Source organism: Acinetobacter sp. BD54 (genome assembly GCF_044778325.1).
Lineage (GTDB): Bacteria > Pseudomonadota > Gammaproteobacteria > Pseudomonadales > Moraxellaceae > Acinetobacter > Acinetobacter baumannii.
Genome location: NZ_JANJEP010000008.1, coordinates 137988 through 157403 on the forward strand (window position 1 = coordinate 137988; position 19416 = coordinate 157403).

15 protein-coding genes, 6 tRNA genes and 1 pseudogene are annotated in these 19416 nt (G+C 39.0%); 15 read left to right on the top strand and 7 right to left on the bottom strand.

The features are described 5' to 3' along the window. The first annotated feature begins 100 nt into the window (after nt 1-100). The 6 genes from NQ782_RS14150 (at nt 101) to NQ782_RS14175 (ending at nt 756) form a co-directional block, all read left to right on the top strand. A tRNA-Val gene (locus NQ782_RS14150) sits at nt 101-176 on the top strand. Nucleotides 177-200: 24 nt separating this feature from the next. Further along, nucleotides 201-277: transfer RNA gene (locus NQ782_RS14155), tRNA-Asp, on the top strand. Nucleotides 278-324: 47 nt separating this feature from the next. Continuing rightward, nucleotides 325-401, top strand: a tRNA-Asp gene (locus NQ782_RS14160). 21 nt (nt 402-422) lie between these two features. Continuing rightward, nucleotides 423-498 (top strand) — tRNA-Val (locus NQ782_RS14165). A 39-nt stretch (nt 499-537) separates the two neighbouring features. Then, nucleotides 538-614, top strand: a tRNA-Asp gene (locus tag NQ782_RS14170). A 66-nt stretch (nt 615-680) separates the two neighbouring features. After that, a tRNA-Val gene (locus NQ782_RS14175) sits at nt 681-756 on the top strand. A gap of 207 nt (nt 757-963) precedes the next feature. Here NQ782_RS14175 and NQ782_RS14180 read toward each other — a convergent pair. The 4 genes from NQ782_RS14180 to yccS form a co-directional block, all read right to left on the bottom strand. Then, entirely contained in the window at nt 964-1749 is a 786-nt protein-coding gene (locus NQ782_RS14180) for a YdcF family protein (RefSeq protein WP_001198163.1), read from the bottom strand. 126 nt (nt 1750-1875) lie between these two features. Then, a complete protein-coding gene (locus NQ782_RS14185) occupies nt 1876-4422 on the bottom strand; it encodes a PepSY domain-containing protein (protein WP_086231159.1) in 2547 nt (848 codons plus the stop codon). Between the two features lie 157 nt (nt 4423-4579). Continuing rightward, nucleotides 4580-5155 carry an SdpI family protein gene (locus NQ782_RS14190; protein WP_000125649.1) on the bottom strand — a complete coding sequence of 192 codons (576 nt, stop codon included), beginning with the start codon at nt 5153-5155 and terminating at the stop codon, nt 4580-4582. 100 nt (nt 5156-5255) lie between these two features. Next, nucleotides 5256-7430: a YccS family putative transporter gene (gene yccS / locus NQ782_RS14195; protein WP_079745741.1), complete on the bottom strand. Its 2175-nt coding sequence runs from the start codon at nt 7428-7430 to the stop codon at nt 5256-5258. Nucleotides 7431-7557: 127 nt separating this feature from the next. Between yccS and NQ782_RS14200 the strand changes: the two genes are divergently transcribed. After that, entirely contained in the window at nt 7558-8772 is a 1215-nt protein-coding gene (locus NQ782_RS14200) for a multidrug effflux MFS transporter (protein WP_000003698.1), read from the top strand. Nucleotides 8773-8799: 27 nt separating this feature from the next. Here NQ782_RS14200 and NQ782_RS14205 read toward each other — a convergent pair whose 3' ends face one another. Then, nucleotides 8800-9504, bottom strand: coding sequence for a nitroreductase (locus tag NQ782_RS14205; RefSeq protein WP_001047593.1), 705 nt, complete (start codon nt 9502-9504; stop codon nt 8800-8802). A gap of 510 nt (nt 9505-10014) precedes the next feature. On the opposite strand from NQ782_RS14205, the gene NQ782_RS14210 reads away from it, so the two are divergent. From NQ782_RS14210 to sbmA, 6 genes are all read left to right on the top strand, one after another. After that, nucleotides 10015-10218: a hypothetical protein gene (locus tag NQ782_RS14210; RefSeq protein WP_002010643.1), complete on the top strand. Its 204-nt coding sequence runs from the start codon at nt 10015-10017 to the stop codon at nt 10216-10218. A 182-nt stretch (nt 10219-10400) separates the two neighbouring features. Then, the gene (locus NQ782_RS14215; RefSeq protein WP_000286815.1) at nt 10401-10541 is read left to right on the top strand and encodes a hypothetical protein; all 141 of its coding nucleotides are present in this window, start codon (nt 10401-10403) and stop codon (nt 10539-10541) included. A gap of 99 nt (nt 10542-10640) precedes the next feature. Then, nucleotides 10641-12116, top strand: a complete 1476-nt coding sequence (locus NQ782_RS14220; RefSeq protein WP_001005337.1) for a sodium:alanine symporter family protein — start codon at nt 10641-10643, stop codon at nt 12114-12116. 168 nt (nt 12117-12284) lie between these two features. Then, a complete protein-coding gene (locus tag NQ782_RS14225) occupies nt 12285-13256 on the top strand; it encodes a patatin-like phospholipase family protein (protein ID WP_000811534.1) in 972 nt (323 codons plus the stop codon). Between the two features lie 197 nt (nt 13257-13453). Beyond that, the gene (locus tag NQ782_RS14230; RefSeq protein ID WP_057093270.1) at nt 13454-14689 is read left to right on the top strand and encodes a threonine ammonia-lyase; all 1236 of its coding nucleotides are present in this window, start codon (nt 13454-13456) and stop codon (nt 14687-14689) included. A gap of 236 nt (nt 14690-14925) precedes the next feature. Next, on the top strand, nt 14926-16122 hold the full coding sequence (gene sbmA, locus NQ782_RS14235) for a peptide antibiotic transporter SbmA (RefSeq protein ID WP_001984834.1): 1197 nt from the start codon (nt 14926-14928) through the stop codon (nt 16120-16122). A gap of 38 nt (nt 16123-16160) precedes the next feature. Here the strand turns inward: sbmA and NQ782_RS14240 are convergent. Next, nucleotides 16161-16687 (bottom strand): annotated as a pseudogene (locus NQ782_RS14240) (DUF4850 domain-containing protein). Between the two features lie 346 nt (nt 16688-17033). Here NQ782_RS14240 and NQ782_RS14245 point away from each other — a divergent pair. Continuing rightward, nucleotides 17034-18101 (top strand): DUF1176 domain-containing protein, encoded by a 1068-nt coding sequence (locus NQ782_RS14245; RefSeq protein WP_057093268.1) that lies wholly within the window; start codon nt 17034-17036, stop codon nt 18099-18101. Between the two features lie 83 nt (nt 18102-18184). After that, a complete protein-coding gene (locus NQ782_RS14250; RefSeq protein ID WP_057093266.1) occupies nt 18185-18703 on the top strand; it encodes a hypothetical protein in 519 nt (172 codons plus the stop codon). Nucleotides 18704-18780: 77 nt separating this feature from the next. Here NQ782_RS14250 and NQ782_RS14255 read toward each other — a convergent pair whose 3' ends face one another. Then, the gene (locus NQ782_RS14255) at nt 18781-19359 is read right to left on the bottom strand and encodes a DJ-1/PfpI family protein (RefSeq protein ID WP_057093263.1); all 579 of its coding nucleotides are present in this window, start codon (nt 19357-19359) and stop codon (nt 18781-18783) included. Nucleotides 19360-19416: the final 57 nt, after the last annotated feature.

Genomic DNA, 19416 nt, shown 5'->3' on the forward strand with positions numbered 1-19416 from the left:
TTTAATCATTCATTCGTATTTTTTTGAAAAGTTGTCGAAAAGCGTTTGACACCTGTTAAAGATTCTCTATAATGCACCTCACAAACGATGAAGACGTTAAGGGCGCTTAGCTCAGTTGGTAGAGCGTCTGCCTTACAAGCAGAATGTCGGCGGTTCGATCCCGTCAGCGCCCACCAAGCCTTTACGTTAAGATCTCAAGTGCAGCGGTAGTTCAGTTGGTTAGAATACCGGCCTGTCACGCCGGGGGTCGCGGGTTCGAGCCCCGTCCGCTGCGCCACTTAAGACTTAACATCGTTTACCCCACAATTGCGATATTGTGAAAGTGCAGCGGTAGTTCAGTTGGTTAGAATACCGGCCTGTCACGCCGGGGGTCGCGGGTTCGAGCCCCGTCCGCTGCGCCACTTTTATAAAACGCTTTTGCAGGGCGCTTAGCTCAGTTGGTAGAGCGTCTGCCTTACAAGCAGAATGTCGGCGGTTCGATCCCGTCAGCGCCCACCATAATTTGTGACCATACTTTATTTTTAAAGTATTGCAAGTGCAGCGGTAGTTCAGTTGGTTAGAATACCGGCCTGTCACGCCGGGGGTCGCGGGTTCGAGCCCCGTCCGCTGCGCCATTCTCTTGATTCCCTGATCTAGAGGATGTAATGTATAAAGACTGTGATTGTTGTCTTTTTCAATCAGGGCGCTTAGCTCAGTTGGTAGAGCGTCTGCCTTACAAGCAGAATGTCGGCGGTTCGATCCCGTCAGCGCCCACCATAATTTTTTCAAATTTAAAAAATTAAACACGCTAATTTATTTAGTGTTTTTTGCGTTTCTGCTCTTCCTATTTTTTATCTATCTATTTTATCTTTTTTGGTTAACTCTCTCTTTTCCATACTTAATTTTTGAGTTCGAATTATTATTACTATCGAGTTTAACTAAAGCTGCCATGCTGTAACGCAATAGCAGCTTTGTAAACTAAGATTAATACTCATTTAGAAGCCAGCCACTAGCGTATGCAAAATATTCACGTAGCCAAGCGTTGTAGCGAGTAATTAAAGGTGTTTCTGCAGCGACCATATAAACCTGTGTATAGCCTTGTTTCTTTGCAATAGCTGCAGCTCGTGGTGTATGGAAGTCACTTGTAACAATTGCAATGGGTTGATTAACATTAATATGAGCTTGTTCAAGTAAAGGTTTACTATTTTTAAGATTAAGTTCTGTACTTGTGCTTTTGTCTTCAAGGATCATTCGATCTTTTGCTATATGAAAATGTTGTTCCAAGTAGCGTGACATGACTAATGCTTCAGGTTCTTTTTCGGAAAAGTCTAAACCGCCTGTTAAAATAACCTTTGCTTGCGGTTGTGAAAGGGCAACTGGTGCTGCTGTGTCAAGACGCTTTGCAAGAATAGCTGAAGGCTGTCCATTTTCGACACCACTTCCTAAAACAATAATTGCTTTAACTGCGGGGAGATTTTGACTTGCGTCTTTATTTTCTTTAATAAAATTAAAAAAATAGCCTAAGCCAATTAACCAAATCCAGAAACACAACCACCCAAAACGCCAAAGAGTATGAAGCCGATAGTGATAGAAGAAAAACCGTTCTAAATGATAATAAAATAATGCATAAAGACAGAAGAATGCTCCTAAAACTAAAGGAACAAGTGTGCCTACATGAATTTTATTTAGAAAAGCTAGAAATAAGCCGTCCAAAAATAAAATTGAACCAATGACTGCTAAGAAAATCCGAATCCACTTACTGACTTGCATTGTGTTTAAAGCTGCAATTTAAATTGCAGACAGTGTATGCAAAATCATTCCAAATTCAATGCTGATTGTAATAAAAAGCCGAGTAAAGCATTTTGGCTATTACTCGGCTTTGTTATTTATTGATATTTAATAAACATCACGGCGATAACGGCCTTGTTGTCTTAACTCATCGACTTGTTCTTCGCCTAAAATATGAATAAGTGCTTGATCGACTCCACTTGCCATTCCATCAATACTGCCGCATACATAGAGTACTGCACCGCGTTCAATCCAGTTGATTAACTCCGCTGCATTTTGTCGGATGATATCTTGAACATAAACACGTTGTTCTTGATCGCGTGAGAATGCAAGATCAAGTCGTTTTAACATTCCCATCGTTTGCCAAGCTTCAATAGTTGATGCATAGAAGAAATCATGAGTGCGTTGGCGTTCACCGAAAATTAGCCAGTTTTCAGTATAGTTATGGCGAGTTCGTGTATGAAGTAAGCTCATTAAACCAGCGATTCCCGTTCCATTACCAATACAAATAATTGGACGATTATCATCAATCAAATGAAAAGACTCATTGGTACGGATACGCAGTGCAACATTTTGATTAATTTCTGTATGTTGAGTCAGCCAACCTGATCCTAAACCTAAATTACCAGACTCATCATATTGTTGACGAACAACTAGACGTAATACTTGCTGAGAAGGGATGCTAGCAATGGAATATTCTCGCGTTGGTAGGGTAGGAAGTTGTTCTAGTAAATGGTCCAGATTGGCAAACGGTTCAATTTCACCAGTTAAATCTTTATTCCAAAGTGCCTTTTCAATAGAAACCTGTAGCGAGTCTACCACTGCATTTTTAAGAATGTGATGATGCTGTAAAAACTTATTAATACGCTCAGGACTGTTACCTGGTTGTATTTCAGCAATGTCTCCAGCTTGCCATATAGCTTCATGATTGGCAGTAAGTTCAATATTGTAGGCAGGCTGGCCTAGACTATTTGGATTGAGTAAATCACGTTGTTGTAATGTCCAATTATCAAACACTTTTTCGATATTAACAGTATGCAAATCTAGTTTGGTTGCTTTTACAAGCGCCTGATTCCAGTTTTGAATATCTGCCGGATTTGCATTATCTACTTCTATAATATCGAAGAGGGCTTTGGCACCATTGTTTTTAAGCCAATCATCTACTGTGTGGCCAAAACTACAATAAGTATCCGGATATTCCTTAGAACCTAAAGCTAATACTGCATATTTGACATGTTGAAGTCTTAAATTAGTTTTTAATAACTTTTTAGCAAAATTAGAAGCTAAGTCAGGTGCTTCTCCAGTACCATAGGTACTAATCACAAATAATATTTGTTCATGTTGCTGTAAATCAGCTTCGGTTAGTTGTTGTACAGATTTAACCTGAACTGGTTGATGCGCCTCTTGTAAGCTCGTTGCAGTACGCCACGCGAGTTGTTCCGCAACTCCAGTTTGGGTGGCATAAGTGATTAACCAAGGCTTAGCATTTTGGTCGATATAATGGCCTGCTAAAGACTGGCGAGCCGCTTGAGTAAGTTTTTTCTGCTTACGGCGTTTAAGGTAAAGCATCCATCCGGTAACAAAGAATAATGGCATGGCTAAAGAAGCAAGCATCGCCACAAATTGATAAACTGGTCCGAAGAAACTACCTCGGTGCACAGGTAACATACTGCTCATAATTTTTTGATTAAGCTTTTTATCTTCATAAAGCTCCATTTTTTCAATATTGGCAGTTTTATAGTTATAGACAGCTTGGTTACGTGCACGTTCGTGTTGTGGCGTTGCATCTACAAAACTTAATTCAATTTTTCCATCATCTTTTTTAGGTAAGTTAACTGTTAAAGTCGAATAATCACGTCCAATCTGATTATTAAAACCACTCCAAGTTTGGTTGAGTGCCGTAATCAGTTGAGCATTATCTAGTTGAATTTTAGGCAATTGATCTTTATTTCGCCCAGATCCACCATGGCCTTGCATTTTAGGTTGTTCTACACCTAATACTTTGAACATACCACTACGCCACCAGTCATATGACCAATATAGACCTGTACATGCAAAAAGAAGATAAAAAACAATAACCCATGTACCTACAACAGCGTGTAAATCCCAAATAAAATTTCGACCTTTAAGTTTGGGTTTGACAGCAAGCCATTGACGTGCAGAGTGCTTTTTCGGCCAGCGTAAATATAATCCGCTCAAAACAAAATATATGAGCATTAGGGCACAAGCACCGGTAATTTGTTTACCGAACTCACCAGCAGTTAAGTTTCGGTGAATTTGTTGTATTAATAAAAGTAGCTTACGACCTTGTACCTCTGGTAATACCTGAGCTGTATAAGGGTTAACCATCATATTGTAGCCGCGTCGTTCGCCTTCTTTTTCAATGTTTACTACGGATGAGGCGGTAGGATCTTTGGCAATTGTAATGCTATTAATTTTAATTTCAGGCTGGATTGTTGTGAAATGCTGGTAAAGCTGAGCAGGGGTAAGCTTAGGCGAGCTTTGTACTTGCACAACATAACTATCTGTATTTACCCATTTTAAAATTTGCTGATCATAAGAATAAATTGCGCCTGTAACACCCATAATGGATAAGATGAGGCCAGCACTAATACCCAGAAACCAATGAATTTGAAATAAAAACTTTTTAAACATGGTCGAATAATGTAAATATGATGGAGATCTTGTAACGAAGTATAGCCGAAGATTGAGTAGATAATATGGATTTTGGAGATAATATTAATTTTCATTATCATTTATTTTTAGCATAATAAAAAACCTCCTGTAAAGGAGGCTTTTTAAAGAGGTGAAATTATAAAGTTTTCGGTTCACCTACACTTTCTTTCAAATGCTTACGAATTGTATTGAAAGAAAAGTTTTTAGAGTCCATACGTTTAGGCAATATATATGCACCTTGTTGTTCCTGACCTTTAGGATCTTTTACTTTAAAGTTAACTAAAATAAAGTCAGGGGTGTTGTACCATTCATAGATATTTTTCCATCCGATAGTTCCAACGCCTTCTTGTAAGCCCATTTGCTGGCGCATTACGATACCGTGAGGTTGTACACCTAAGCGAATACCTTTGATTTCCTGCACAGGAAACTCATTCATCTTACGCTTAACGTACCATTCCAAACCATATTTGCGGCCTAGGTAATAAAGTACTACACAGACAATAGCAACCCAGCAAATCACTGTAGAGTAGTTCTTGATAAAGATAAGACCTAAAATCGCAAGGGCTAAAATTACGCCCATAATCGCCCAGATTTTTGTGCTGATTTTATTGGTGCTGCGCCAGATAAGAAGTTGTGCATTACGTTGCTCAGCTTCTGATACCTCGTAAGGAACAGGCTGAAGCGTATAAGCATATAAAGTTTTCGCGGTCATAGTGCAAATAACAAATTGTAAACTGTTTTAAGTTTAGCATTAATTGGCATAAGTCAGGAAAGGATATTATGCCAATTTCATACTAAATTCTGACTCAAATTTATAATGATGCAAGTTCGCTAGCATCATTATCCAGATCATGACTTAGCCGTTGTTTTAACATACTAAATCGATTTAATACACTGAGCATCAGCGATAATTGCTGTAAAATAATGAGCGATTTTTGGTCATCTTCATCATTTTGGCTTAAGCGCTGACGTATCGTCTGTAGCATATTTTGTGCCGTAAGATCAGGCATTTCATCTCTTAACAAAGCACCTTGTATATCATCTAAAGCTTGATCTAATACGTTAAGAACCGCTTGATCCTGAATCTTTTCTCGATGTGCTCCAAGTGCTGCGATATAACTTAAAAATGTATGATTGAGGCATAAAAATTCAAATATATCGGATTTACGAGTAGGGTCGAAGTCTGGCTCTGTTGCTAAAGTAGAAATAAGCGAAGCGACTTCTGCATCGGTATTATGTGCTGCTCGGCGGACAATACGGTAATTGAGGGCATGATTATGTCCTTCATGATATTGTTTTACCACTTCAGCTAAATAATTACATTGTGCTTGTAAGGAGCGTCGAATACTGCGTGGTAGGCGACGGAATTTCCAGTCAGGCCAAATAAAGGTCACGCCAAACCATGCTAAAGCACAACCAATTAGGGTATCAACAAACCTAGGAATAGCTGCAGCGACTGCTGAACCGTCCAGATTAAAGTTAATTAATGCCAAAATAGTAATAAAAGCGGTTGCTTGAGCATATTGCTTACTACGTAACTCGAAAAACAGTACGCCACTCAAAATTAGCATGACTAATTGTCCTTCCACAGAAGGTACTAAAAATACTATGCTAAGGCCGACAATAATCCCGACTAATGTACCTACAATACGTAAACGTAAGCGACGTTTTGTTGCGTTAAAGTTAGGTTGGCTAACAAATAAAGCAGTCAACATAATCCAGTAGCCATATTCGATATGGGTCATTTGAATAAATACATATCCAATAAAAAGAACAATCGAAACTCGTATGGCATGACGGAATAGTACAGATTCAGGTGTTAGATTTTGTTTTATTCGGACAACAATATCATTCCAACCTTTTAGATCATCATCTTTAAGTTGGTTTTCAGCCTGCTTTACTTTGTCAGACTGAATATGCTGTTCCGTTTCTAAGTTGAGTAATTGTGAGTCAATAGACTTTAAGTTTCGGTATAAGGCAAAAAGAGCATTTACCCACAATAAGTCATACTGCTGATCATCTCTTAACTTTACTAAAGATAAGCGTAAATTCTCGAAACTCTGCTTAAAGCGTTTGTTATGGATATAGGGTTTACGCTGTAAAATACATTGATTTAGCTCTTGGCAAGCTTTACCCTGAATTGCCAAAATGCGCTGAAACCTAAATAAAATATCACTGTGCTGGAAAATTTTAGCTAATTTTTGATAGTCGATATGGGCAGAATCTGCACGTTCATGGATATCTTGTGCGACAAAATAATAATGTAGGCTACGGCGAGTACCTTTTTGTCCACGGTCACCCTTTAAACGGGTTAAAAGGGCGGTTTTAAGATCATTAAAAATCGTTATTAATTTGCCATTTTCTAATGAAAGATCAATCATGCTTTGCTGATAACTCGCAGGAGTCATATCGACATCAAACAAATTGGATTTGGCAAATAAAAAGTCGCCTAATGAAGCATAAGAGGCCGCAAGTTTATCTTGAAGTTGGCGAACCGGAAATAATAAAAAGCTAATGGTTGCAATAAGTCCGTACCATGCTGCTCCTGCAACCAAAAGCGCTGGCTGAATATACCACTGGTCAAATAAATGAACTCCCAACATGGTATAAACTGAAACAACCAGACATCCATAAGAAATTGTTGCGTAACGGCGACCTAATGACCCGAGTAAAATCCAGCCAATACAAGAGGCAATCAGCCCTAGCGCAAAAAGCATTGGATAAGGGAAAAGTAATTGCACGGAAGCTGCGGTAATGAAGAAACCAATATAGGTGTAAATCAAATTCATGATTCGCACTGAAAAGCGATCATCAATATCACTTAAACCAGCTGCGACCACACCTAAAGTGAGGGGAATTGTTGCTAATTGATGTCCTAGAAAATAAGGCACGAACGCAGTTCCTGAAAAGGCAATCAGCATCCGCACGTTATACATAAATGATGTGTTATAAGTCGCTCTTTTTAGGCGTTTAAACCAAGATTTCAAATGAAGTCCTTGCTGATCAACCTGAGTGATAAAGGATTTGCGTATTTCTACACCAATGTTGCACAAATCATACGATAGACAGTGTAAGCTTGTCTGTATGCAAATGATTGAAAAATGAAATATCGTTATGTCTGAACAAACAGCCCAGCGTCAATATTCTATTGGCTGGATTATGTTGCTCGCTTTACTCACGGCTTTAGGGCCATTATCCATTGATATGTACTTACCTGCGTTGCCTCAAATGGCCCATGATTTTGGGGTGAGTACGCAAATGGTAGCAAACACATTGCCAGCTTATTTTTTTGGTTTAGCCATTGGACAACTGGTGTATGGACCTTTAAGCGACCGTATTGGTCGAAAAAAGCCTCTTTATTTTGGGCTTGCGCTTTATGCAGTTGCAAGCTTGTTCTGTGTGCTCGCTACAAATGAATGGAGTCTAATTGCTGCCCGTATTTTACAAGCCTTAGGTGGTTGTGTGGGGGTGGTTATGGCTCGTGCTGCTATACGAGATAGATTAGATGTCCAAGGCTCGGCACAAGCTTTTTCAAGCATGATGATCGTAATGGGCTTAGCACCTATTTTGGCCCCGATGATTGGGGCCTGGATATTAATCTGGTTTCCGTGGCAAGCGATTTTTATTGCGCTTTCAATTGTAGGGGCAATCTGTTGGCTATGTGTACATTTCTTTTTTAAAGAAACTTTGGCAATGGATAAGAGGCTCAAGTTATCTCTATATCAAGTGGCTACCTTATATGGTGCTATTTTCAAAGATGCAAGCTTCCGTTTACCTATGTTTGCAGGATGTTTAACAGGTGCAGCGTTATTCTGTTATATCAGCTCAGCTCCAGCCGTTTTTATGGATCAATATGGCTTAAATCAGCAAGAGTTTGCGTATGTATTCGGGCTAAATGCTTTTGGCATTATGTTAATGTCATCTTTAAATAAGCACCTAACCACACGTGTTGAAATCACTAAGCGCTTAAAAGCAGGTTCAATGGTACAAGTGACAGGTGCAAGCATTGTGTTGATTGCTGGTTTAATTTCTGCAGCACCTTTATGGCTAGTAATGTTAGGACTGTTCTTAGCAATTTCAGGAATTGGTTTAACTGGACCAAATGCTATGGCTCTAGCCATGTCAAAGCAAGGTGCTCGTGCAGGAACAGCCAGTGCAATTATGGGCAGTATGCAATTTGCTTGCGGTTTATTGGGTGGAGTATTGCTTAACTTCCTTATTTGGTCTGCATCACTCAATATGGGAGTGATGATGGTGTTATTTACATTAAGTGGTTTTATTGTTGTTTTAAAAGCGATTCGTCAAGCAAAAAGCCAATCACTCTCTTGATTTTAAGAGAGTGATTGTCTTGCATCTTTAATCAAGAAAAACTGCAAAATTCTCAACAGGCTCTCTAGGCGTAATAAAGGTATTCACAATATGTTCAGGGTCGGCATGACCTAGTGCAATTGCACATACCAACTCTTCGTCATCTGCTGCGCCTAAAATATCTAACACTAGCGGATGAAAATGGTTCCAAGCTGCTTGAGGGCAGGTGTCTAATCCCCGAGCCTTGGCAGCGACCATGACATTTTGAATCATCATAGCGATATCCATTTTGGAACCAATTCCCATTGCTTTATTGACTGTAAAGAAAATTCCGACTGGAGCATCAAACAGTTTGAAGTTACGTAACTGTTGAGCAGCCATTTTTTCTTTTTCACCTTTTTTGATATCTAACAAACCGTAGAGTCCCCAACCATTTTCACGGCGGCGGTCAATAAAAGGAGAGACCCATTTTTCAGGGTAATATGCAAAAGTTTCTTTATATTGCTCTGCAAGTTCGGGATTTTTGGAAACCTCAATCTGTGCTGCACAAACACGCTCTACCATTTCATCACGTTTATGACCTGTGACTACATAAACTTTCCATGGTTGAGTGTTGGTACCGGAAGGTGCTCGACTTGCGACTCTTAATATATCTTTAATGACTTCTGGCTCAATGGGAGTGCTTAAAAAAGCACGGACAGAATGTCGAGAGGTAATTGCTTCGTCAACAAGGCGGACTTGTTCCAAATTCATGAGTACTCCTGATCTTTTCCCTCAATATTTAATACTTTTTGAGATGCCATTTCATCTGCTGAAATTGCTGTATTTATAAGCAAAAAATATTAGAAAACAGATATCCTTATATATATGATTAATGACTTGGGTAAGACATGATGTCTGCTCAATGATAATTCGAATATGCCACTTTAGGCTTAAAATGGTAAAGTGGTGTGACTTTGATAGTCATTCAATTAAAGCCAAAATAAGGGTTGAGTAAAAATCGCTCAATTAGAAAAAAGGTATAATATGTTTAAAAACAGTACAAAACAGATGTTTTTGTATAAAAAATAATCTTAATTTGCATAAACTTTTAATGAAAAACATACACAAAATTTTAAATTTCTGCATAATACCGACTTTTTTACGCAGGTATGATTTCTCCATACTCACGTTAGGAAAAAAGTAGTGGCTGCAAATAAAATACTTTTACAGAAAGGATTTTGTGCAGAAATGGAGAAATACACGAGGTATAAGGAGCTTTACATGAGTTTACCGCTCATCAACAAGCAGTTCATGAAACAAGGATTGGCGATTACCATTGCAACCATGAAAATGAACGTAACTCACGCAACTACTGAGCCACAAGAAATACAACAGCTTGGTACAGATCTCAATGCACTCTTCTTTAATGAAAAAGAAAAGGGCACAGATAGTCGTGTTATGACGATGGCTTGTTACAGTCTTTGAAATTTAAATCCAGTTTAGACATTCGCCCAAAAGTATATGTAAATATGCTTATTGGCTTAAATCCAGTTTTTATAACTCGATTAATTGATGGGAATCATTAAACGAGCTGATTTAGCGGTGGTCATTTGTTAGTTTCCAAGTTTGTAGCCGAGTCGATGCATTCTGTTCACCCAAATGGGAATATGTACAGTGGTGCGATGAATTTATTTTATCTGAAGGGTGCTTTCTCTCATGTAACCTTCAAAGGCTTAGTGCTGGGCATGATGTTGCTTAAACTTGTGACGGTAATTGCTATTCAAGTGACATTAAAAGTTTTTCCTTAAATGTACTGAAGAAGTCCCTATTTTTAGGGGCTTTTTTGTTTATTGCAGTATTTTGGCTTGTGCTAATAGCACATTAGCAAGAACGTAAGCGGACCGAGTATGAATGAACAACTCAATGCCACACTGATGTCGTGGGTACAATTTTTTAATGAACCTTTATGGGATTTTCTGGTTATTTTCTTGCTGGCCGTCGGTATTTTTTATACGGTCTTAACAGGAGCAGTGCAAATTCGCATGTTCTTGCAAAGTATTCGTGTTATGAAAAGCAGCCGTACAGAAGGCGAAGATGAGCATGGCCTTACACCTTTCCAAGCATTTGTAACAGGTCTTGCGAGCCGTGTTGGGGTAGGTAACATTGCTGGTGTGGCAATTGCGATCGCAATTGGTGGCCCAGGCGCCGTGTTCTGGATGTGGGTAACCGCTGTACTTGGTATGAGCTCTGCTTTTATTGAATCTACTCTTGCTCAACTTTTTAAGGTGAGAGACAGTAATAGCAAGCAATTCCGCGGTGGTCCAGCCTACTATATTACTCAAGGTTTACGTAGTAAAACTTTTGGTGTGATCTTCGCGTTAGCATTGATCTTTACTTATGGTTTTGTATTTAACTCAGTTCAAATCAATGCAATTGCTAATGCATCTTCACATGCTTGGGGTTGGGATAAAGCTAATCTTATTGCGCATTTAGGTGGTGTTGATTTAGAAATTTCATGGGTTGGTCTTGCTCTTGTTGTGATGGTTGCATTAGCAATCTTTGGTGGTATTAAACGTATCGCTAAATTCGCAGAGATGTTTGTTCCTTTAAAAGCAGGTCTTTATCTCTCTGTAGCGTTATATATTGCATTAAGCAACTATGCGATTTTGCCTGATGTTTTAAAACTGATTGTGACTGAAGCTTTCCACTTTAATGCTGCGGCAGGTGGTTTCTTCGGTGCTGCCGTGTCAATGGCAATGATGCAAGGGATTAAGCGCGGTTTGTTCTCAAACGAAGCAGGTATGGGTTCTGCACCAAATGCGGCGGCTGCGTCAGATGTAAAACATCCTGTAAACCAAGGTTTGGTACAAATGCTTGGCGTATTCGTAGATACATTCATTGTATGTACAAGTACAGCAATCATCATTTTAGTTTCTGGCGTTTACCAAGACGCTGGCTTCGTCGGTGTTGAATTAACCCAACGTGCACTAGAGACTCAAGTGGGGCACTGGGGAGCTGACTTCTTAGCTGTTCTATTATTCTTGTTCTGTTACTCAGCTGTATTAGGTAACTATGCTTATGCAGAAAGTAACGTACAGTTCATTAATAACAACCCGAAAGTCATGTTCATCTTCCGTATTTTTGTATTGGTGATGGTGTATTTCGGTGCAATTGGTAGTGTGCCATTAGTATGGTCAATGGCAGACTTGTTTATGGGTATTATGGCTACCATTAACTTGGTCGCAATTTTACTCTTAACCCCAATGGCTCGTACTTTGTTGAAAGATTACCGAGCGCAATTGAAGCAAGGTATTAAAGAACCTGTATTTAAAATTAATAAATATCCAGAGTTGAAGAAAAAAGTCGATTCAGATATTTGGTAATTTTGTAAGAAAAGCCTCTTAGAAATAAGGGGCTTTTTTTCGGCATAATAAAAATGCTTGAGTATAAAAATTAAACATGACAAATTAAATAAATTCACTACAGCATTTCACAAAACGAGCAACTAAAATTGCAATTCGAAAATTAACGTCATAGTGCAAAGATGGGCCATGAAACAGCTTAAATTGTGGGTTCTCGGACTTTCTATGGTGTTGGCCGGGTGCCAAACCACCTCACACTTATCTGCCTTAAAACCGCAAACGGCAGAGGCATACTCACGTTTCGTCGATCAGCCTTTTGCACAGCTTAAGAAGCAGCATAAGAAACCAGTAGTCGCATTAGTACTAGGTAGTGGTGGTGCACGAGGATATGCACATATTGGTGTTATTGAAGTTTTAGAACAGCATGGTATTCGTCCTGATTTCATTGTTGGAACCAGTGCAGGAAGTATTGTTGGGGCAATTTATGCGAGTGGAAAAACGCCTGATGAACTTCGCGATACTGCATTGAAAATGAAAGCTGCAGATGTTCGTGACATCAGTATTGGTTTAAAAGGTTTTTTTGATGGCAAAAAAGTTGAAGACTACGTAAATCAGCAAGTAAATAACTTGCCGCTCGAAAAAATGAAAATTCCGATGTATGTAGTGGCAACAGAGCTAAAGCATGGCACCAAAACCGTATTTAATTATGGCAATACGGGACAGGCCGTGAGAGCATCAGCCTCAATACCAAGCATGTTTGTACCGACTAAAATTGGTAAATCTGAATATGTAGATGGCGGTTTAGTCAGTCCGGTACCTGTTGAAGTAGCCCGTGATTTAGGAGCCGATGTCATTATTGCTGTCGATATTCTGGCTCAACCCATTTATACGGAAACCTCAAATGTATGGGGACTTTTTAACCAGAATATTAATATTATGCAAGGACGTTTGGCTGCCGAAGAACTTCAATATGCAGATGTAGTAATTCAACCGGATTTAAGAGAAAAAGCACATATTTTTGATGTAAAAGGCCGTGAAGCAACCATGAAGGCAGGCATAGATGCAGCAAATGCAAAACTGTCTGATATTCAGTTTGCGATTGATGAAAAAATAGCTGAACAGAATCTATCTACTGACGGTTTAAGTGCGCAAACGCAATAAATTGAAAGCAAGTATATGAAAAATTAAGTAAAAGCCCGCTAAGGGCTTTTTTGTTGAAAAATAAAAGATTTGTATGTGCTGACAAAAATTTTTGTATAGTGGAGCTATGCTGAAAACTACTCATGACACATATGAGATATTCATGCTATTTTTCAAAAAAATAATTGATTTGTAACATATTGAGGCCAGCTACTTAGATGATTCAGCAACAGGTAAAAAATGAGTTTCCAACATTAGAAGATATACATGCCGCTGCAGAGCGTTTAGATGGTTTAGTTGTTAAAACACCTTTTGTTTTTTCAGAAACCATTTCTAAAACCTTAGGGGCTGAAATGTGGCTGAAATTTGAGAATCTACAGTTTACGGCTTCGTTTAAAGAAAGGGGCGCACTAAATAAACTTTTGAGCTTATCTGAACAAGAAAAACAACATGGTGTAATTGCAGCTTCAGCTGGTAACCATGCGCAAGGGGTCGCTTATCATGCACAGCGCACAGGAGTCACGGCAACTATTGTTATGCCAAAATCGACGCCCAATGTGAAGGTGCAACGAGTACGTGAATACGGTGCGCGTGTTATTTTGCATGGACAAGACTTTTCGGAAGCTGCTGCTGAAATGCACCGTGTGGCACAAGAAGAATCTTTAACCATGATTCATCCATTTGATGATGCTGAAATTATTGCGGGTCAAGGAACCATTGCGCTTGAAATGCTGGAAGCTGTTCCTGATTTAGATATATTGGTCGTACCTATTGGAGGTGGTGGTCTCATTTCTGGTATTGCGATTGCTGCAAAATCAATAAATCCTAAAATCAAGATTATCGGAGTTCAGTCGGTTGTTTATCCAAGTATGGCGAAACTGCTTTGTAACTATCAACTCGCGGTTTCAATGGGTTCAACGGTGGCTGAAGGTATTGCGGTTAAAACTCCGGGCGAGCTGACCACACAAATTGCTAAGCATTTTGTAGATGATATTGTGGTAGTCACTGAAGATATGATTGAGGAAGCGATTGCGCTATTACTCAACATTGAAAAAACAGTGTGTGAAGGGGCTGGCGCAACTGGAATTGCTGCAATTATGTCTCGTCCCGATCTATTTTTAGGTCATAAAGTTGGTGTGGTGTTATCTGGTGGCAATATTGATACACGCGTAATGGTTTCAGTATTACAGCGTCACTTAACGCGTACTGGCCGTATGGTTCGTATTCGCGTTGAATTACCAGATAATCCGGGTGCCTTAGCGCGTCTAACAGCAATTATTGCGGAGCAGGGGGGTAATATTTACGAACTTCGACATGAACGCTTTGCAGCAACAAGCCGTGCTAAAGAAAGTGCGGTGAGTGTCGATATTGAACTAAAAAGCGCTCCAGATCTGGAACCATTAATTCAGGCTATGCAACTTGAAGGCTATATTGTTCGTAAAGAAGAGATTTAAACGTACATATGGCTGTGATATAAAAACTGTATATGGCTCTTAGGGGAGCCATATACAAAGCAATTTAAACGGATTAAATTGCATAAAGGGATGAATTTACAAAAAAACGATCAAATCCTTCAATGAAATGGGAAAAATTGACAATTCTCTAAACTTTAGCCTTCACAATTTTAAGGTTTAGGTTTTAGTATTCCTTTCATTGTAAATTTGAAGAAATATAGGGATATCAACACTCAATGTTCAAATCATTTTTTCCATCACCACGATATTTCTTTATATCTGCGGTTATTTGGCTCGCGCTAAATATGGTGCTCTGGTATACAGGGGGAGATCACTGGGGACAGTATCTTGGCTTTCCTCAGGGGTATGCAGATGCTGAGTTGCCTATTGGGGTAAGTCGCTTCTGGTCGCCTGCTTTTTTATGGTTTTACCTCTGGTTTTTAGTCTCCACAGCACTGTTTGCTAGCTTTTGGAAAATTATATCGAATAACCCATGGCAGCGTTGGTCTATCTGGGGCTCGGCTTTTATTTTATTTAATATCTGGTTTAGTGTTCAGGTCAGTGTTGCCATTAATGCATGGTATGTACCATTTTGGGATTTAATCCAACAAATGCTTTCAAGTGGAGGGGGAGATCTCTCTGCACTTTATAGTGAAACTCTAGTCTTTCTTTACATTGCAATGGTTGCTGTGACTTTAGCTGTGATTAATGCTTTTTTTACAAGTCACTATGTATTTCGTTGGCGTACGGCAATGAATGAATATTACACGGAGCATTGGGAAAAGCTTCGCCATATTGAGGGTGCTTCACAGCGTGTACAAGAAGATACCATGCGCTTTGCAACAATTTTGGAAGACTTAGGGGTTGAGCTGGTCAAAGCAGTTATTACATTAATTGCTTTCTTACCAATTTTATTTCAGCTTTCTAAACATGTTCCAGTTTTACCAATTGTCGGCGAGCTAGAACACTCCTTGGTATGGGCCGCAATTGTATGGTCAATTTTTGGTACTGTCCTACTCATGGTGGTTGGTATTAAATTACCCGGTCTACAATTTAATAACCAAAAAGTAGAAGCAGCTTACCGTAAAGAATTGGTTTATGGTGAGGATCATGCAGATCGTGCAAAACCTGCTACTTTACGTGAGTTATTTAGTAATGTACGTAAGAACTATTTCAGACTTTACTTCCACTATGCCTATTTTAATATGACAGCGATTTGGTATGGTCAGCTTGATATTCTCTATAATTTGGTTGTTCTTTTCCCATCGATTGCTGCTGGTAAACTCACATTAGGTTTAATTCAACAAATTGCGAATGTATTTGGACGCGTACGTGAATCATTTCAATATTTAATTACTTCTTGGAAGACGATTATTGAACTACTTTCAATTTATAAGCGTTTAAAAGCTTTCGAATCGATATTACATAAGTAAAAAGAGCCCGCGAAAGCGGGTTTTTTATGGTTATTGATTTAATGGGTTGCGTTATAAAAATTAAGGATAGGGCCAACTAGAAACTGCTGCGACTGATCTAAGGTGACTTGAATCTCTTTATAGTTAAAAGTGTCTTCATCATCATATTTGGCAATACCATGGGTTTTATTGTTTACTTGAGGAATTTGGTAGCTAAAAAAGCAACTTTTTTAGAGGGGTGAACAACATTGATAAGGTTTTTAGGGTCTTTAAAACCACCATATTCATTTTCAAGACTTTCTTTTAATAGTTGGGGAAAGTAAAGCGTTGCATTGGGTAATCCACATCCAACGCAAAATGAAGAGTCATAAAGCTTAATTGCTTGCTTTTGATCTGGACTCATGATTAGAGCAAAACCAGTTCCATTTGCGCCTGCATTTGCTTGAACATCTTGCCAGTTACGTGGAACAAGTACTAAACCTACTTCAGGTAATGCAAGAAGCTTTAATTGCTTGGCATGTTGAGCATCAAGTTTAAAATTAAAACTACAGCTTTTAGGCGTGCATTTTTCAAAACTTTTAAGCAAACCATCTTCTATAGGGTTTTGTGCTGTAATACCATAAAACGGAACTGTAACGCCGTTTAAAAATTTTGCCTCTCCAAGAGCATAGAATTGATTGTCTGCTTTGCGGGTTGCAGCAGAGCTATAAAATTTGGGGAAATGAGGAGTAAAGCTTTTTACTTCTGCATAAGCAGTTGAATTTAGGCTGACTAATGTTGCCCATAATAAAAAATTTAGTTTTTTCATTTTTAGAAAGTAATCAATTTAAATTTTATATAAATCTAACATATTCTTTTAAACTAGGCGGTAACTCAAAATTTAACACTGTTGTTAACTTCATAATAAAACAGACGTGTAGAGACATGAAAAAATGAAAAATATACTTTCAATTTGTTGTTTGGCAGTAATAAGTTCTTATAGTTTTGCTCAAGATATAAAAGGTATTTCATTTTCTCACCAAGAGTGGGAAATCTCTTGCAGTAATACGGGTACCTGTAAAGCTGCAGGGTATCAAAACGAAGAAAATGGTGATAATCCCGCTTCAATTTTATTAACACGTAAAGCAGGCCCAAAACAACCTGTGCAGATTGAGTTTGCTTTGTCCGACTATGAACAAAGCATACCTGCAAACCAGCTTAAAAATATCCATTTTTATATAAATGGCAAAGATTTAGGTATGGTGGGTGTAGATGGTACTGAGCTGCCAATTATGGGTAAGCTAAACAGCTCGCAAGTCAATGCTCTACTACAGCAGTCCAAACAGAAGACTGAAATTGTATTTAAAAATGCGCAGCATAAATGGAAAGTTTCCGATGCTGGGATGACTGCCGTATTATTAAAGATGGATGATTTTCAGAAGCGTATAGGGACTATTGGTGCTTTGGTTAAAAAGGGCAGTGCCAATGAAAATCAAGTGCTTATGCCTGAACCAAAACTAGTTGTGAAGCGTATTAAGACTTCAACCAAACCTTATTTAACTTTACAGCCTAAAAATAAACAGTACCAAGCAATACACCGTAGTTTGATGGCTGCTAAACCGAATCCGAAAGAAGACGGCTTTTGTGAAGGTATTTATGGTGGTAACAGTGATGGAGCCGAACCACAGAAAATTGAGCTATATAAATTAACCAATAAGAAAGTTCTGGCGACTACATTGTGCTGGAGAGGGGCTTATAACGAAGGGTATGGGGCATGGGTACTCGATGAGTCTTTAAACGGTAAGGCAATGTTTGTGACTGAGTCCGCCTCAGATTTTGATAGCGGTATTATTAGCAGTGCTCAAAAGGGACGAGGCATTGGAGATTGCTGGGCAAGTGAAGAATGGGTATGGGACGGCAAGAGTTTTGTGCATACTAAGGATATGTGGACGGGTATGTGTAAAGGCTTGGCAGCAGGTGGAGTGTGGGAGCTTGATCGCATTGAATCAGTCGTAAAGTAAGTATTTTGCGGTTACAGAGTCATAACAGGTAACTTTAGTGACTCTGTGATAAAAAGAACAGATTGTTTATTGGAGCTAGACCTATGTCACGTCATCTTTATGCTATTGCTCGCCGTAAGTTTTCACATCTGAGCCGTTCAATATGTGTGGCTGTGACTGTACTGGGTGCAACACAAATTGCGATGGCTGGTCCAACAGTTGATCAGCTCAGTGATTGTTTAGTTAAAGCAACGACAGCTTCGGATAAAACCACAGTGCTCCAATGGACATTTACAGCTTTAGCAGCTCATCCTGATTTAAAAGCATTTAGTAATGTAACGCCTGAGCAAAAGGATCAGTTAGATCAAAAACTGGCACAGGTTTTACAGCGGATAATTGTAGAGCAATGTTCTGCTCAGACCAAAGCTGTAATTCAGGCTGAAGGTGTGAAGGCAGTTGGGGAGGCTTTCCAGCAGTTAGGCCAAAGTGCGGGTGAAGATATTGTTAAGGACCCAGCCGTTAAACAGCAGTTGCAGGGCACATTACGCTATATCGATTTAAATAAATTGGTGACAACGTTTTTAACACCAGAAATTTGGAATAAATTAGGAATTACAAGATAAAAATCTAGTTTCCTATTTTAGTAATAAAGCCTGTTATCTAAATGCAGGCTTTATTGTATTTGGGGTGAAGAATCTTATTAGATACTAATCTTAGCGCCTAAAACTTTCACAAATTGAGCTAACCAAACTGGATGTGCAGGCCAAGCTGGAGCAGTCACCAAATGTCCATCGGTAACGGCATCAGTTACAGCAATGTCTGCATATTGCCCACCTGCTAATTTTACTTCGGCTGCACATGCTGGATAAGCCGAGCAGAGGCGGTCTTTTAAAATGTCTGCTGCAGCGAGTAACTGAGCACCGTGGCATACGGCTGCAATTGGTTTTTTCACTCTATCAAACTCACGTACAATTTCGACAACACGTTCATTCATGCGTAAATACTCTGGTGCACGACCACCCGGAATGACTAGACCTACATAGTCTTCGGTATTAACGGCATCAAAATCATAGTTAATCGCGAAGTTGTGGCCACGTTTTTCGCTATAAGTTTGCTCACCTTCAAAATCATGAATAGCAGTCGCAATATGGTCGCCGTTTTTTTTATTTGGGCAAACAGCATGCACGGTATAACCTAAACCAGTTAAGAACTGGAAAGGAACCATAGTTTCATAGTCTTCAGCATAGTCACCGACCAACATTAGAATCTTTTTAGACATGATTTATCCCTCTTTTTAAAATGTAATTTATCTAAATTCTTAATTTAAATTAGCATA

What these genes read in the sequence shown, in the direction of transcription:
- NQ782_RS14180 (WP_001198163.1), bottom strand. Translation starts at nt 1,749, where the DNA reads ATGCAAGTCAGTAAGTGGATTCGGATTTTCTTAGCAGTCATTGGTTCA.
- NQ782_RS14185 (WP_086231159.1), bottom strand. Translation starts at nt 4,422, where the DNA reads ATGTTTAAAAAGTTTTTATTTCAAATTCATTGGTTTCTGGGTATTAGT.
- NQ782_RS14190 (WP_000125649.1), bottom strand. Translation starts at nt 5,155, where the DNA reads ATGACCGCGAAAACTTTATATGCTTATACGCTTCAGCCTGTTCCTTAC.
- NQ782_RS14200 (WP_000003698.1), top strand. Translation starts at nt 7,558, where the DNA reads ATGTCTGAACAAACAGCCCAGCGTCAATATTCTATTGGCTGGATTATG.
- NQ782_RS14205 (WP_001047593.1), bottom strand. Translation starts at nt 9,504, where the DNA reads ATGAATTTGGAACAAGTCCGCCTTGTTGACGAAGCAATTACCTCTCGA.
- NQ782_RS14210 (WP_002010643.1), top strand. Translation starts at nt 10,015, where the DNA reads ATGAGTTTACCGCTCATCAACAAGCAGTTCATGAAACAAGGATTGGCG.
- NQ782_RS14215 (WP_000286815.1), top strand. Translation starts at nt 10,401, where the DNA reads ATGTACAGTGGTGCGATGAATTTATTTTATCTGAAGGGTGCTTTCTCT.
- NQ782_RS14220 (WP_001005337.1), top strand. Translation starts at nt 10,641, where the DNA reads ATGAATGAACAACTCAATGCCACACTGATGTCGTGGGTACAATTTTTT.
- NQ782_RS14225 (WP_000811534.1), top strand. Translation starts at nt 12,285, where the DNA reads ATGAAACAGCTTAAATTGTGGGTTCTCGGACTTTCTATGGTGTTGGCC.
- NQ782_RS14230 (WP_057093270.1), top strand. Translation starts at nt 13,454, where the DNA reads ATGATTCAGCAACAGGTAAAAAATGAGTTTCCAACATTAGAAGATATA.
- sbmA (WP_001984834.1), top strand. Translation starts at nt 14,926, where the DNA reads ATGTTCAAATCATTTTTTCCATCACCACGATATTTCTTTATATCTGCG.
- NQ782_RS14245 (WP_057093268.1), top strand. Translation starts at nt 17,034, where the DNA reads ATGAAAAATATACTTTCAATTTGTTGTTTGGCAGTAATAAGTTCTTAT.
- NQ782_RS14250 (WP_057093266.1), top strand. Translation starts at nt 18,185, where the DNA reads ATGTCACGTCATCTTTATGCTATTGCTCGCCGTAAGTTTTCACATCTG.
- NQ782_RS14255 (WP_057093263.1), bottom strand. Translation starts at nt 19,359, where the DNA reads ATGTCTAAAAAGATTCTAATGTTGGTCGGTGACTATGCTGAAGACTAT.